The following is a 13,431-nucleotide window of genomic DNA, read 5'->3' on the forward strand; positions in this document are numbered from 1 at the left end:
GAAACGAAAAAACCCGCTTTCGCGGGTTTGATCTGAATTTGGTGCCCAGGAGAAGACTCGAACTTCCACGACCTTGCGATCACCAGCACCTGAAGCTGGCGTGTCTACCAATTTCACCACCTGGGCAGCATCAACAGCGTTGCCGTCGTCGATGGCGCGCACTATACGGAGCGATATTTGAGCTGTAAACCCCTGCCATGAAAAAAGCCTGGAAAATTTCGCCAGTGGTCGTGCAAGGTGCGCGCCGGGGGTCGCAAAGGGCTTTTAAACGCTTGTTGATACCTGAAATTTCCCGTTTCAATACGCGTATGCCAAACTAACCCGCATATAGACAAGGTGAAAACTCTCTAATGGCCGATTGGCAGTCCCTCGATCCCGAGGCCGCTCGTGAAGCGGAAAAATATGAAAACCCTATTCCTAGCCGCGAACTGATCCTGGCGCACCTCGCCGATCGTGGTTCGCCTGCTAGCCGTGAGCAACTGGTTGAAGAATTCGGTCTGACCACCGAAGACCAGCTCGAAGCCCTGCGCCGCCGTCTGCGTGCGATGGAGCGCGATGCTCAATTGATCTACACCCGTCGTGGCACTTACGCGCCGGTCGACAAGCTGGACCTGATCCTGGGTCGCATTGCCGGCCACCGTGACGGCTTCGGCTTCCTGATCCCGGACGATGGCAGCGACGACCTGTTCATGAGCCCGGCGCAAATGCGTCTGGTGTTCGATGGCGACCGTGCCCTGGCGCGGGTTTCTGGCCTCGACCGCCGTGGTCGTCGTGAAGGCGTGATCGTCGAAGTGGTGTCCCGCGCCCACGAATCCATCGTCGGCCGTTACTTCGAAGAAGGCGGCATCGGCTTCGTTGTGCCGGATAACCCGAAGGTCCAGCAGGAAGTGCTGATCACCCCGGGCCGCAATGGCGCCGCGAAGGTCGGCCAGTTCGTCGAGGTGAAAATCACCCACTGGCCTACTGCGCGCTTCCAGCCCCAGGGCGATATCGTTGAAGTGGTCGGCAACTACATGGCGCCGGGCATGGAAATCGACGTTGCCTTGCGCACCTACGATATCCCTCACGTCTGGCCTGAGGCCGTGCTCAAGGAAGCCGCCAAGCTCAAGCCGGAAGTCGAAGAGAAAGACAAAGAAAAACGCATCGACCTGCGTCATCTGCCGTTTGTCACTATTGACGGTGAAGATGCCCGCGACTTCGACGATGCGGTCTACTGCGAAGCCAAGCCTGGCAAGCTGCGCCTGTTCTCCGGCGGCTGGAAGTTGTACGTCGCGATTGCCGACGTATCCAGCTACGTGAAGATCGGTTCGGCCCTGGATAACGAAGCCCAGGTGCGCGGCAACTCCGTGTACTTCCCAGAGCGCGTGATCCCGATGCTGCCCGAGCAGCTGTCCAACGGCCTGTGCTCCCTGAACCCGAAAGTCGACCGTTTGGCCATGGTGTGCGAGATGACCATCTCCAAAACCGGCGAAATGACCGACTATCAGTTCTACGAAGCGGTGATCCACTCCCAGGCACGCCTGACCTACAACAAGGTCAGCACCATCCTGGAAACGCCGAAGACCAGCGAAGCCAAGGCCCTGCGTACCGAGTACGCTGGCGTGGTGCCGCACCTCAAGCAGCTGTACTCGCTGTACAAGGTGTTGCTGGGTGCCCGTCATACCCGTGGCGCGATCGATTTCGAAACCCAGGAAACCCGCATTGTCTTCGGCTCCGAGCGCAAGATTGCGGCGATCACCCCGACCACCCGTAACGACGCGCACAAGCTGATCGAGGAGTGCATGCTGGCGGCCAACGTGGCCACTGCCGAGTTCCTCAAGAAGCACGAAATTCCTGCGTTGTACCGTGTGCACGACGGCCCGCCGCCGGAGCGCCTGGAAAAACTTCGCGCCTTCCTCGGCGAACTCGGCCTGTCCCTGCACAAAGGCAAGGACGGCCCGACGCCGAAGGATTACCAGGCCCTGCTGGCCAGCATCAAGGACCGTCCGGATTACCACGTGATCCAGACCGTGATGCTGCGCTCGCTGAGCCAGGCGGTGTACAGCGCCGATAACCAGGGCCACTTCGGCCTGAATTACGAGGCGTACACCCACTTCACTTCGCCAATTCGCCGTTACCCGGACTTGCTCACGCACCGGGCGATCCGCAGCGTGATCCATTCCAAGCAGAACACCCCGCACGTCAAGCGCGCCGGTGCCATGACCATTCCGAAAGCACGGATCTACCCGTACGACGAAGCGGCCCTGGAACAACTGGGCGAGCAGTGCTCCATGAGCGAGCGCCGCGCTGACGAGGCCACCCGCGACGTGGTGAACTGGCTCAAGTGCGAGTTCATGAAGGATCGCGTGGGCGAGTCGTTCCCGGGTGTCATCACCGCCGTGACCGGCTTTGGCCTGTTCGTCGAGCTGACCGACATCTACGTCGAGGGCCTGGTGCACGTCACCGCCTTGCCGGGTGATTACTACCACTTCGATCCTGTGCATCACCGCCTGGCGGGCGAGCGCACCGGTCGCAGCTTCCGCTTGGGCGATACCGTTGAAGTGCAGGTCATGCGTGTCGATCTCGACGAGCGCAAGATCGACTTCGGCATGCCTGACAAGCCGGCAGAGCCTGCGGGTCGTAAAAAACGTGGTGAAACCACGGCGCCTGCGTCCAAAGGCAAAGCGGCCACCCCAAAAACCACGGCCGAGCCTGCACCTGCCAAGGCTGGTCGTCGTTCTTCCGCCAAGGACAAGGCCCCTGAAGCCTACCGCCCAAGCGACGCGGCGGCGAAAAACGCCGAGCTGCGCAAGAGCCGCGAGTTGAAGCAGCAGTTGCTCAACGAAGCCAAAAGCGGTGGTAAAGCGGCGTCTGGGGGAAAGTCCCACGGGGCGGAAAAGCCGTCGAGCAAGCCAAGTAAACACCGTAAAGGCCCGCCAAAAGCGGGTTCGGCTCCCGCAAAAAGCGGCGGGTCGCGCAAACCTAAGGCCAAGTCATGAGTCTGGAAAAAATCTACGGCGTGCACGCCGTAGAAGCACTGCTGCGTCACCATCCCAAGCGCGTCAAGCAGGTGTGGTTGGCCGAAGGTCGCAGCGAGCCGCGCGTACAGGCGCTGGTCGAGTTGGCTACGCAGAATAAGGTTGCCATCGGCCAGGCCGAGCGTCGTGAAATGGACGTGTGGGTCGAAGGCGTTCACCAAGGTGTGGTGGCTGACGTCAGTCCGAGCCAGGTGTGGGGCGAGGCGATGCTCGACGAGCTGCTCGACCGTACCGAAGGTGCACCTTTGCTCTTGGTGCTGGACGGCGTGACCGACCCGCACAACCTCGGCGCCTGCCTGCGTTCGGCGGATGCTGCCGGTGCGCTGGCAGTGATCGTGCCCAAGGACAAGTCCGCGACCCTGACGCCGGTGGTGCGCAAGGTCGCCTGCGGTGCGGCGGAAGTGATCCCGCTGGTGGCCGTGACCAACCTGGCGCGTACCCTGGAGAAGCTCCAGCAGCGCGGCCTGTGGGTCGTGGGCACGGCGGGGGAGGCTGAGGTCAGCATTTATGACCAGGACCTTACCGGCCCTACCATCCTGATCATGGGCGCCGAAGGCAAAGGCATGCGCCGCCTGACCCGTGAGCATTGCGATTATCTGGTGCACCTGCCGATGGCCGGTAGTGTCAGCAGCCTCAATGTGTCGGTGGCGACGGGCGTGTGCCTATTTGAAGCCCAGCGTCAGCGTGGTGCCAAGGCTAAGGCCAAGCCCAAGAAGTAATCACCATGTGGGGCTTGCCCCAATCCTGATGTAGGAGCGAGCTTGCTCGCGAAAAACGTCAACGATAACGCGGGCTTCCTGAATGAGCGCGGTGTCTGTGAGTTTTTCGCGAGCAAGCTCGCTCCTACATTTGTGTTTGTGGTGCTTGGGGTTGTTCAAATAATCACCAATTGCCTTGCGCCGCTTCTCCCCCTTCTCTACAATTGCGCCCCTTGCCTTCCTGGCAGGCACCGATGTGCCTCCCTTGCGGCAAGATCCATAAGTGTCATTCACTCCTTGTCTGACCGTTTTTGAGCGGCAGGCTACAACCCGTAAGGAGCATTCATGCGTCATTACGAAATCATCTTTTTGGTCCACCCGGATCAAAGCGAGCAAGTCGGCGGCATGGTTGAGCGTTACACCAAGCTGATCGAAGAAGACGGCGGCAAAATCCACCGTCTGGAAGATTGGGGCCGTCGTCAACTGGCCTACGCAATCAACAATGTTCACAAGGCTCACTACGTGATGCTGAACGTTGAGTGCACTGGCAAGGCCCTGGCCGAGCTGGAAGACAACTTCCGCTACAACGATGCTGTGATCCGTAACCTGGTCATCCGTCGCGAAGAAGCCGTTACTGGCCAATCCGAGATGCTCAAGGCTGAAGAAAACCGCAGTGAGCGCCGTGAGCGTCGCGACCGTCCTGAGCACGAAGGCGCTGATAGCGCTGATAGTGATGACAGCGACAACAGCGATAACGCTGACGAGTAATCCACGGACCTTTTAAGGAGCCTATCAAATGGCACGTTTCTTCCGTCGTCGTAAATTCTGCCGCTTCACCGCTGAAGACGTGAAAGAGATCGATTACAAAGATCTCAACACTCTGAAAGCCTACGTATCCGAGACCGGCAAAATCGTTCCAAGCCGTATCACCGGTACCAAAGCACGTTATCAGCGTCAGCTGGCCACCGCTATCAAGCGCGCCCGCTTCCTGGCCCTGCTGGCCTACACCGACAGCCACGGCCGCTGAGACCGGGCAGTCGACAAGTAGTAAGGGATTGAATGCATGCGCGCCTTAGCTGAGTTCATCATGCGCGGTCGCGTGCAGGCCACTCTGGTAGTGGCTGGATGTGCGGCATTGCCGTTGCTTTATTGGTTGGGTGCTGCCGCAGGTTGCCTTGTGCTACTGCGGCGCGGTTTGAAGGACGCCCTTGGCGTTCTTGCCCTGGGTTTGTTGCCGGCCTTGATCTGGTGGCTGCAAATGGGTGATCCACGGGTACTTCTGGTACTGCTGGGGTCATCGAGCCTTGCGTTGGTTTTGCGCGCAAGTGAGTCCTGGGTCCGCACGCTGCTGGTCAGCGTGGCATTGGGGTTGGTGTACTCAGTGATGCTTGGCGCGGCTTTCCGCCCGCAGATCGAGGCGCTGGCGCAGGAGATCGTCAAGATCCTGCCGTTGGCCCTCGGGGATCTCTACCAGCATTTGTCGGTAGATGAGCGAGCGCGGTTTGCGTCACTGATTGCCCCGGTCCTGACCGGCCTGATTGCGGCTTTGTTGCAGGTCGTCAGCGTGCTGAGCCTGATTCTTGGGCGTTATTGGCAGGCGTTGTTGTACAACCCGGGTGGTTTTGGTCGCGAGTTTCGCAGTATCAGAATCCCAGCGGGGCCGGCGATGTTGCTGCTGGCGTGCATGGTTGTCGGGCCGAACTTCGGCCCACAGATGGCCTTGCTGGCGCCGATTTGCAGCGTACCGCTGGTGTTTGCCGGGCTGGCCCTGATTCATGGGCTGGTTGCGCGAAAGCGCCTGGCCAGGTTCTGGCTGGTGGGGTTGTACGTCACGCTGTTGCTGTTCATGCAGCTGATCTATCCGTTACTCGTGGTCTTGGCCATTGTTGACAGCCTGATTGATTTTCGCGGTCGTCTGGCGTCGAAAGACGCCGATAACGCGAACGGTGAAGGTTAAAAGTTAGAGGATTTTCACATGCAACTGATCCTTCTGGAAAAAGTCGCCAACCTGGGCAACCTGGGCGACAAAGTGAACGTTAAGGCCGGCTACGGTCGTAACTACCTGCTGCCATACGGCAAAGCCACCGCTGCAACCGCTGCCAACCTGGCTGCGTTTGAAGAGCGTCGTGCTGAGCTGGAAAAAGCCGCAGCAGACAAAAAAGCGTCGGCCGAAACTCGCGCTGCCCAACTGGCTGAGCTGGAAGTGACTATCACTGCCACCGCTGGTGACGAAGGCAAGCTGTTCGGTTCGATCGGTACCCACGACATCGCTGATGCACTGACCGCCTCCGGCGTTGAAGTGCAGAAGAGCGAAGTTCGTCTGCCGAACGGCACCATCCGCAACGTAGGCGAATTCGACGTAGCCGTGCACCTGCACGCCGAAGTTGAAGCCACCGTACGCGTTGTCGTGGTAGCAGCTTAAGTCGCACCTAACTGACTGGCACCTCGCGTGCCAGCCGGTTAACATCGGGCACGATCCTGTTTACAGGTCGTGCCTTTTGTTTTTCTACACACCCCAAATTCCAAGTGGCCATGAACGAAATCTCTGCTCCTGAGCAATACGATCTGCAAACCGCTGCCCTGAAGGTGCCGCCGCATTCCATCGAGGCCGAACAGGCCGTGCTCGGTGGCTTGATGCTGGACAACAACGCCTGGGAACGCGTGCTGGATCAAGTCTCGGACGGTGACTTCTATCGTCATGACCACCGCCTGATCTTCCGCGCCATCGCCAAGCTGGCCGACCAGAACTCACCGATCGACGTGGTAACCCTGGCCGAGCAGTTGGACAAGGAAGGCCAGACCTCCCAAGTGGGTGGCCTGGGCTACCTCGGTGAGCTGGCAAAAAACACGCCGTCCGTCGCCAACATCAAGGCCTATGCCCAGATCGTCCGCGAGCGCGCCACGTTGCGCCAGTTGATCGGCATCAGCACCGAAATCGCCGACAGCGCCTTCAACCCCGAAGGCCGCACCGCTGCCGAGATCCTTGACGAAGCCGAGCGCCAGATCTTTCAGATCGCCGAGGCCCGCCCGAAAACCGGCGGCCCGGTCAGCGTCAACGACCTGCTGACCAAAGCCATCGACCGCATCGACACCCTGTTCAACACCGATGCCGCGATTACCGGTATTTCCACCGGTTACACCGACCTCGACGAAAAGACCAGCGGCCTGCAGCCGTCCGACTTGATCATCGTCGCCGGTCGTCCGTCCATGGGTAAGACCACCTTCGCGATGAACCTGGTGGAAAACGCCGTGTTACGCAGCGACAAGGCGGTGCTGGTGTACTCCCTCGAGATGCCAGGCGAATCGTTGATCATGCGTATGCTCTCGTCGCTTGGCCGTATCGACCAGACCAAGGTGCGTTCCGGCCAGCTTGAAGACGACGACTGGCCGCGCCTGACCTCCGCGGTCAACCTGCTCAACGACCGCAAGCTGTTCATTGATGACACTGCGGGTATCAGCCCGTCCGAAATGCGCGCGCGTACCCGGCGCCTGGTGCGTGAGCATGGCGACATCGCCCTGATCATGATCGACTACCTGCAGTTGATGCAGATCCCCGGTTCCAGTGGCGACAACCGTACCAACGAGATTTCTGAAATCTCTCGTTCCTTGAAGGCCCTGGCCAAGGAATTCAACTGCCCGGTGGTGGCGTTGTCCCAGCTCAACCGTTCCCTGGAACAACGTCCCAACAAGCGTCCGGTGAACTCCGACTTGCGGGAATCCGGAGCGATCGAGCAGGACGCCGACGTGATCATGTTCGTGTACCGCGACGAGGTGTACCACCCCGAGACGGAACACAAGGGCATTGCCGAAATCATCATCGGCAAGCAGCGGAACGGCCCGATCGGGTTTATCCGGTTGGCGTTCATCGGCAAGTACACGCGTTTCGAGAACCTGGCGCCGGGTAGCTACAACTTCGACGACGACGAGTAGTTTCAAGCGCCTGTAAGGGCCTCATCGCAGGCAAGCCAGCTCCCACATTTGGAATGCATTCCCCTGTGGGAGCTGGCTTGCCTGCGATGGGACCACCACAATTCCGACTACTACCGTCGGAATTGGTCAAAATTTGTGCTATATTCCGCGCCCGCGATTTTTCATCTTCACACCGGTCACCGTCATGCAAACAGCCAAGCCGTTATTTGACTATCCCAAGTACTGGGCCGAATGTTTCGGTCCTGCGCCATTCCTGCCGATGAGCAGGGAGGAGATGGATCAGCTTGGCTGGGATTCGTGCGACATTATCATCGTCACCGGTGATGCCTATGTTGACCACCCATCGTTCGGCATGGCGATCATCGGCCGGCTGCTGGAGTCCCAGGGCTTTCGCGTCGGGATCATCGCGCAACCGAACTGGCAGTCCAAAGACGACTTCATGAGGCTCGGCGAGCCGAACCTGTTCTTCGGCGTCGCGGCCGGCAACATGGACTCGATGATCAACCGCTACACCGCCGACAAGAAAATCCGCTCCGACGACGCCTATACCCCTGGCGGCATGGCCGGCAAACGTCCCGACCGTGCAAGCCTGGTGTACAGCCAGCGTTGCAAGGAAGCCTACAAGAACGTGCCGATCGTGCTTGGCGGCATCGAAGCTTCCCTGCGTCGTATCGCCCACTACGACTACTGGCAGGACCGCGTGCGCAACTCGATCCTGATCGACGCCACCGCCGATATCCTGCTGTACGGCAACGCCGAGCGGGCCATCGTCGAAGTTGCCCAGCGTTTGTCGTGGGGCCACAAGATCGAAGACATCACCGATGTGCGCGGTACCGCGTTCATCCGCCGTGATACGCCGGCCGGTTGGTACGAAGTGGATTCCACGCGCATCGACCGTCCGGGCAAGATCGACAAGATCATCAACCCGTACGTCAACACCCAGGACACCCAGGCCTGCGCCATCGAGCAGGAAAAGGGGCCGGTGGATGATCCGGAAGAAGCCAAGGTTGTGCAGATCCTGGCCAGCCCGCGCATGACCCGTGACAAGACCGTGATCCGCCTGCCATCGGTGGAAAAAGTCCGCGGCGACGCGGTGCTCTATGCCCACGCCAACCGCGTGTTGCACCTGGAAACCAACCCAGGCAACGCCCGCGCCCTGGTGCAGAAGCACGGTGAAGTTGACGTGTGGTTCAACCCTCCGCCCATTCCGATGACTACCGAAGAAATGGACTACGTGTTCGGCATGCCTTATGCCCGCGTACCGCACCCGGCGTATGGCAAGGAGAAGATCCCGGCCTACGACATGATCCGTTTCTCGGTGAATATCATGCGTGGCTGCTTCGGCGGCTGCACCTTCTGCTCGATCACCGAGCACGAAGGCCGCATCATCCAGAACCGTTCCGAAGAGTCGATCATTCGCGAGATCGAAGAGATCCGCGACAAAGTGCCGGGCTTCACCGGCGTGATCTCCGACCTCGGCGGCCCGACGGCGAACATGTACCGCATCGCCTGCAAGAGCCCGGAAATCGAATCCGCGTGCCGCAAGCCGTCGTGCGTGTTCCCTGGCATCTGCCCTAACCTGAACACCGACCACTCGTCGTTGATCCAGCTGTACCGCAGCGCCCGTGCGTTGCCGGGTGTGAAGAAGATCCTGATCGCTTCCGGCCTGCGCTACGACCTGGCCGTCGAGTCGCCGGAATACGTCAAAGAGCTGGTCACCCACCACGTCGGTGGTTACCTCAAGATCGCCCCGGAACACACCGAGGAAGGTCCGCTCAACCAGATGATGAAGCCGGGCATTGGCAGCTATGACAAGTTCAAGCGCATGTTCGAGAAGTACACCAAGGAAGCGGGCAAGGAGCAGTACCTGATCCCGTACTTCATCGCCGCCCACCCGGGTACCACCGATGAAGACATGATGAACCTGGCCCTGTGGCTCAAGGGCAACGGCTTCCGTGCCGACCAGGTGCAGGCGTTCTACCCGTCGCCGATGGCCACCGCCACCGCGATGTACCACTCGGGCAAAAACCCGTTGCGCAAGGTCACCTACAAGAGCGACGCGGTGACCATCGTCAAGAGCGAGGAGCAGCGCCGCCTGCACAAGGCGTTCCTGCGTTACCACGACCCGAAGGGCTGGCCGATGCTGCGTGAAGCATTGACCCGCATGGGCCGTGCCGACCTGATCGGGTCGGGCAAGGACCAGTTGATCCCGCTGCACCAGCCGTCCACCGACAGCTACCAGAGCGCCCGGCGCAAGAACTCGACGCCGGCCGGCAGCCATAAGGTCGCCAAGGAAACCACCACCAGGATTCTCACCCAGCACACCGGCCTGCCACCCCGTGGCAGCGACGGCAGCAACCCGTGGGACAAGCGCGAGCAAGCCAAGGCTGCGGCCCAGGCGCGCAATAAGCAGGCGGCCAAAGAGCGCAGCGATGCGGCCAAGGGCAAGGGCGGCAAGCCTACGCGCAAGCCGGTTGTACCGCGGTGATCGACGTCTGAAATGCAAAACGCCAGCCTCGTGCTGGCGTTTTGCTTTCTGGTCGGTGGTGAGTCTGTTTGGTAAGGTGGCGCCCATTAGATTTCTATCGCAGGCAAGCCAGCTCCCACAGGAGAATGTATTTCAAGCGTGGGAGCTGGCTTGCCTGCGATGAGGCCGGTCTGGGCACTCTCGATTTCAAGGAAGAACACTTATGGGCAACCCCTTGCTCAACATCGGCATGGACTCCAACCGCTCCCAATTCATGGCGCGCCAGCGCATTGAGAGCCAGATCAACCTGCCGCGGCTGTTCGCCGTCATTGACGCCGACCCCAGCATCGTCGGCGCTGGCGTGGTGTACATCGACGCCGACTTCAACGTGATCACCCTGCGCGAATTCAAACCCATCTGCAGCATCAAACCCAAGCGCGTCATTTTGCGCGAGGCGCAGAAGTACATCTCGCCGGCGCAGTTTGTCGAGCAGGTGAAGACCGACCCCCGTGAAGGGCGCCTCCAGAAGGAGGCCTTTGACATGGGGCTTTCCTGTGGGGCGGCGGTGATCGGCTGGATCGTGGTGTTCAGTGGCGGCGTCGCCGTACCGTTCACCGCCGGTGCCAGTGCTTTTGTGGTGGGTATCGGTGTCACGGCGGCGCTGGCCAGCAGCGCTCAGTGCGGGTTTGGCGTGGCCCGGACCTATAACGAGATCCTTGACCCAGATGCCAACGACCGCATGGACGACGCCCAGTGGTATGGCGCGGTGTCACCGATTCTCGATGCCGCGTCGTTGGTCGGGATCGGAACGGGAGCTTTCACCACATTAAGGCTGCTCAAGGCCAAAAAAGCCGCTGCGTTGGGCAAGAGCTGGTATGAATTGCTCAAGGGCTTGAATCGCCAGGAGCGCAAGAAGTTGACCCAGGAATTGCTCAGTCTCAAAGACCCAAGCCTGACCCCCAAGTTGCTCAAGTTGCAGCAGCGCGCCGGCACGTTGCCCAAGCGCTACAGCTCCACGGAAATTCGTCATGCCACGCTCACCCAGCTCAAGGACGCCTTGGGCGGCATGTTGGGTATCTGGGGCAGCTATCGAACCGGTCACGTTGGCTCGGCATCGACGCTTGCCATTGGCCTGTATGAGGAACTGACGGAATGAAGGGGTTTCCCGATAGGCGCAGTTTCCTTGCGCGTTATTTTCCGGTGTTCATGGGCACCATCTTCATGGCGATTTTCTCTGGTTCGGTGGCTGTGTCCACGGCGGGCGTAACCTATTTGCGCGGGGTTGAACCGGCGCTCAAGGCCAACTACTCCGGGGCTGCAATACTGGTGCTGGTAGCGGTGCTGGTGTTTGGCAATGTGATGATTGCACGCGGATTCCCCTGGGCGACCCGGCTGGTGGCGAGCTACTTGGTGTGTTGCCTGCTGTTCGTTTTGCCGATGATTCAATACGGCCTCAATACCCTGGTGTACGGTTCGGCGGTGCTGTTTCCGCTGCTGGGTTTGTTGCTGCTCAACAGCAAGCGCCATCGTGAAATGCGTCAGCGATTACTCGAAATACGTCACCTGCGTCGGGCGGCGATTGCGCAACGCAAGACCCGTTGATTAGATAGGTTTATTGGCGGTAGGTGGCCTGTTTGTTAGGGGGGCGCTCATCAGATTGCTATCGCAGGCAAGCCAGCTCCCACAGGGGAATGCATTTCAAGTGTGGGCGCTGGCTTGCCTGCGATGAGGCCGGTCTGGGCACTTTCAATTTCAAGGAAGAACACTTATGGGCAGCTCCTTGTTCAACATCGGCATGGATTCCAACCGCTCTCAATTTATGGCGCGCCAGCGTATCGAGAGCCTGATCAACCTGCCACGGCTGTTCGCCGCCATCGATGCAGACCCCGCCATTGTCGGTGCAGGTGTTGTGTATATCGATGCCGATTTCAACGTTGTCACCCTGCGCGAATTTCAGCCCATCTGCAGCATCGCACCCAAGCGTTTGATCCTGCGTGAGGCGCAGAAGTACATCGCGCCAACGCAATTCGCTCAGCAGGTGCAAGACAATCCGCGTGAGTCCCGCTTGGTGGGCGAAGCGGTCAATACCACGCTATCGTGTGCCGGCGCGGTTATCGGTTGGATCGTGGTGCTCAGTGGTTCCGTCGCAGTTCCGTTTTCGGCGGGGGCCAGTTCGGTGGTCGTGGCGCTCGGCTATACGGCCGCGGCAGCCAGTTCTGTGCAGTGCTTTGCCAGCGGCTATCGCACCGTCAATGAGATCCGCAACCCCGCGCGCAATGATCAGCTCGACAGTGAGGAGTGGTACCAATACACCATGATTGCCCTGGATGCGGCGTCGTTGGTTGGGGTGGGTTCATCGGCATTGGCAACGGTCAAGCTGGTGCGGCTGAATAAGGCCTCTACCGGGAAAAGTGTGAGAGAGGTGCTCAGGGGCCTGAATCGACAGGAGCGCGCCAAGTTGACCAAAGAGCTGCTGAGCATCAACGACCCACGCTTGACGTCCAAGATGATCAAGTTAAAGCAGTTGTCGGGCGATTTGCCTAAGCGGTTCACGCCCACCGAGGTCAAGCATGCAACGGTCACGCAGATCAAGGACGCGTTGGGCGCAGCCATCGGTTTTACCGGTAGTGCGGTGTCAGGGAACGTACGCACAATTGCCATAGGTCTGTATGAGGAGGCCGAACAATGAACGAGCTGCCTAGCATTCGCAGTTTTCTGTCGACGTATTTCCCCGTCTTTATGGGGGCGATATTCGTCTGCATTTTCACCCTCGTGTTTGCGGTTCCGGTGTTCTTCGATAGCTATATGCCAAGCCTGTCCATGGCAGATAATGCCAAATACTCCTTCCTGGCGGGTATCGCACTCACGCTAGTCATTGTGCACTGCAATTTCATGATCGCACGCGGGCGTCCCCAATGGATTTGGCCGCTAGTGTTGCTGCTGGGGGTATGCTTTCTGGGTGTATTGCCAACACTCAATGATCAACCGAACGGGGTGGTATATGCCTTGAGCCTGGTGTTTCCATTAATTGGGCTATTGCTGTTCAACAGCAAACGCCACCGTGAAATGCGCCAGAAACTGGTCGAAGTCCGCTGCCTGCGCCAGGCCATGATTGCCCAACACAAACACCATTGATTGGGTAGATTCACCACCTGCCCTCAGCCCGGCGCTACAAATGTGTGCAGCGCCTGCACCATAGCCACAACGTTGGCGCCGTTTTGGTGCTGTACTGCACCGGGCCTGACGTTTTAGTGCAATGACTGCTGCTGTGGCATAAGTCTTGCGCGCGTTGTGCTTATGCCCTGGCTCGCAGGAGGCC

12 protein-coding genes and 1 tRNA gene are annotated in these 13,431 nt (G+C 59.6%); 12 read left to right on the forward strand and 1 reads right to left on the reverse strand.

Annotated features, from left to right (window positions below):
• Positions 1 to 39: 39 nt before the first annotated feature.
• Positions 40 to 126 (reverse strand) — tRNA-Leu (locus JFT58_RS28450).
• A gap of 224 nt (positions 127 to 350) precedes the next feature.
• On the opposite strand from JFT58_RS28450, the gene rnr reads away from it, so the two are divergent.
• From rnr to JFT58_RS28510, 12 genes are all read left to right on the forward strand, one after another.
• Entirely contained in the window at positions 351 to 2,978 is a 2,628-nt protein-coding gene (gene rnr / locus JFT58_RS28455) for a ribonuclease R (protein WP_054896269.1), read from the forward strand.
• The gene (rlmB, locus tag JFT58_RS28460) at positions 2,975 to 3,736 is read left to right on the forward strand and encodes a 23S rRNA (guanosine(2251)-2'-O)-methyltransferase RlmB (RefSeq protein WP_003188074.1); all 762 of its coding nucleotides are present in this window, start codon (positions 2,975 to 2,977) and stop codon (positions 3,734 to 3,736) included. Before rnr ends, rlmB begins: the two co-directional genes overlap by 4 nt.
• A 324-nt stretch (positions 3,737 to 4,060) precedes the next feature.
• Positions 4,061 to 4,483, forward strand: coding sequence for a 30S ribosomal protein S6 (rpsF, locus tag JFT58_RS28465; RefSeq protein ID WP_003236224.1), 423 nt, complete (start codon positions 4,061 to 4,063; stop codon positions 4,481 to 4,483).
• Between the two features lie 28 nt (positions 4,484 to 4,511).
• Positions 4,512 to 4,742 carry a 30S ribosomal protein S18 gene (rpsR, locus tag JFT58_RS28470; RefSeq protein ID WP_002551829.1) on the forward strand — a complete coding sequence of 77 codons (231 nt, stop codon included), beginning with the start codon at positions 4,512 to 4,514 and terminating at the stop codon, positions 4,740 to 4,742.
• 36 nt (positions 4,743 to 4,778) lie between these two features.
• Positions 4,779 to 5,672 (forward strand): hypothetical protein, encoded by an 894-nt coding sequence (locus tag JFT58_RS28475; protein ID WP_014716675.1) that lies wholly within the window; start codon positions 4,779 to 4,781, stop codon positions 5,670 to 5,672.
• A gap of 18 nt (positions 5,673 to 5,690) precedes the next feature.
• On the forward strand, positions 5,691 to 6,137 hold the full coding sequence (gene rplI, locus JFT58_RS28480) for a 50S ribosomal protein L9 (RefSeq protein WP_003171376.1): 447 nt from the start codon (positions 5,691 to 5,693) through the stop codon (positions 6,135 to 6,137).
• Positions 6,138 to 6,247: 110 nt separating this feature from the next.
• Positions 6,248 to 7,645, forward strand: a complete 1,398-nt coding sequence (gene dnaB, locus JFT58_RS28485; protein WP_003188079.1) for a replicative DNA helicase — start codon at positions 6,248 to 6,250, stop codon at positions 7,643 to 7,645.
• Positions 7,646 to 7,829: 184 nt separating this feature from the next.
• The gene (locus JFT58_RS28490) at positions 7,830 to 10,133 is read left to right on the forward strand and encodes a YgiQ family radical SAM protein (RefSeq protein WP_054896277.1); all 2,304 of its coding nucleotides are present in this window, start codon (positions 7,830 to 7,832) and stop codon (positions 10,131 to 10,133) included.
• A gap of 202 nt (positions 10,134 to 10,335) precedes the next feature.
• Positions 10,336 to 11,268, forward strand: a complete 933-nt coding sequence (locus tag JFT58_RS28495) for a hypothetical protein (protein ID WP_054896270.1) — start codon at positions 10,336 to 10,338, stop codon at positions 11,266 to 11,268.
• Positions 11,265 to 11,714 carry a hypothetical protein gene (locus JFT58_RS28500; RefSeq protein ID WP_054896271.1) on the forward strand — a complete coding sequence of 150 codons (450 nt, stop codon included), beginning with the start codon at positions 11,265 to 11,267 and terminating at the stop codon, positions 11,712 to 11,714. Before JFT58_RS28495 ends, JFT58_RS28500 begins: the two co-directional genes overlap by 4 nt.
• 166 nt (positions 11,715 to 11,880) lie before the next feature.
• Entirely contained in the window at positions 11,881 to 12,801 is a 921-nt protein-coding gene (locus JFT58_RS28505) for a hypothetical protein (RefSeq protein WP_054896272.1), read from the forward strand.
• Entirely contained in the window at positions 12,798 to 13,247 is a 450-nt protein-coding gene (locus tag JFT58_RS28510; RefSeq protein ID WP_034125658.1) for a hypothetical protein, read from the forward strand. The genes JFT58_RS28505 and JFT58_RS28510 overlap by 4 nt, the downstream gene beginning before the upstream one ends.
• Positions 13,248 to 13,431 lie beyond the last annotated feature (184 nt).

Origin of the sequence: Pseudomonas sp. MF6767, assembly GCF_016405475.1 — a bacterium.
Classification (GTDB): Bacteria; Pseudomonadota; Gammaproteobacteria; order Pseudomonadales; family Pseudomonadaceae; genus Aquipseudomonas; species Aquipseudomonas paracarnis.

Coding starts and splice junctions, on each gene's coding strand:
- rlmB (WP_003188074.1), top strand. CDS start 2,975: ATGAGTCTGGAAAAAATCTACGGCGTGCACGCCGTAGAAGCACTGCTG.
- JFT58_RS28510 (WP_034125658.1), top strand. CDS start 12,798: ATGAACGAGCTGCCTAGCATTCGCAGTTTTCTGTCGACGTATTTCCCC.
- JFT58_RS28475 (WP_014716675.1), top strand. CDS start 4,779: ATGCGCGCCTTAGCTGAGTTCATCATGCGCGGTCGCGTGCAGGCCACT.
- rnr (WP_054896269.1), top strand. CDS start 351: ATGGCCGATTGGCAGTCCCTCGATCCCGAGGCCGCTCGTGAAGCGGAA.
- JFT58_RS28495 (WP_054896270.1), top strand. CDS start 10,336: ATGGGCAACCCCTTGCTCAACATCGGCATGGACTCCAACCGCTCCCAA.
- JFT58_RS28500 (WP_054896271.1), top strand. CDS start 11,265: ATGAAGGGGTTTCCCGATAGGCGCAGTTTCCTTGCGCGTTATTTTCCG.
- rplI (WP_003171376.1), top strand. CDS start 5,691: ATGCAACTGATCCTTCTGGAAAAAGTCGCCAACCTGGGCAACCTGGGC.
- dnaB (WP_003188079.1), top strand. CDS start 6,248: ATGAACGAAATCTCTGCTCCTGAGCAATACGATCTGCAAACCGCTGCC.
- JFT58_RS28490 (WP_054896277.1), top strand. CDS start 7,830: ATGCAAACAGCCAAGCCGTTATTTGACTATCCCAAGTACTGGGCCGAA.
- rpsR (WP_002551829.1), top strand. CDS start 4,512: ATGGCACGTTTCTTCCGTCGTCGTAAATTCTGCCGCTTCACCGCTGAA.
- rpsF (WP_003236224.1), top strand. CDS start 4,061: ATGCGTCATTACGAAATCATCTTTTTGGTCCACCCGGATCAAAGCGAG.
- JFT58_RS28505 (WP_054896272.1), top strand. CDS start 11,881: ATGGGCAGCTCCTTGTTCAACATCGGCATGGATTCCAACCGCTCTCAA.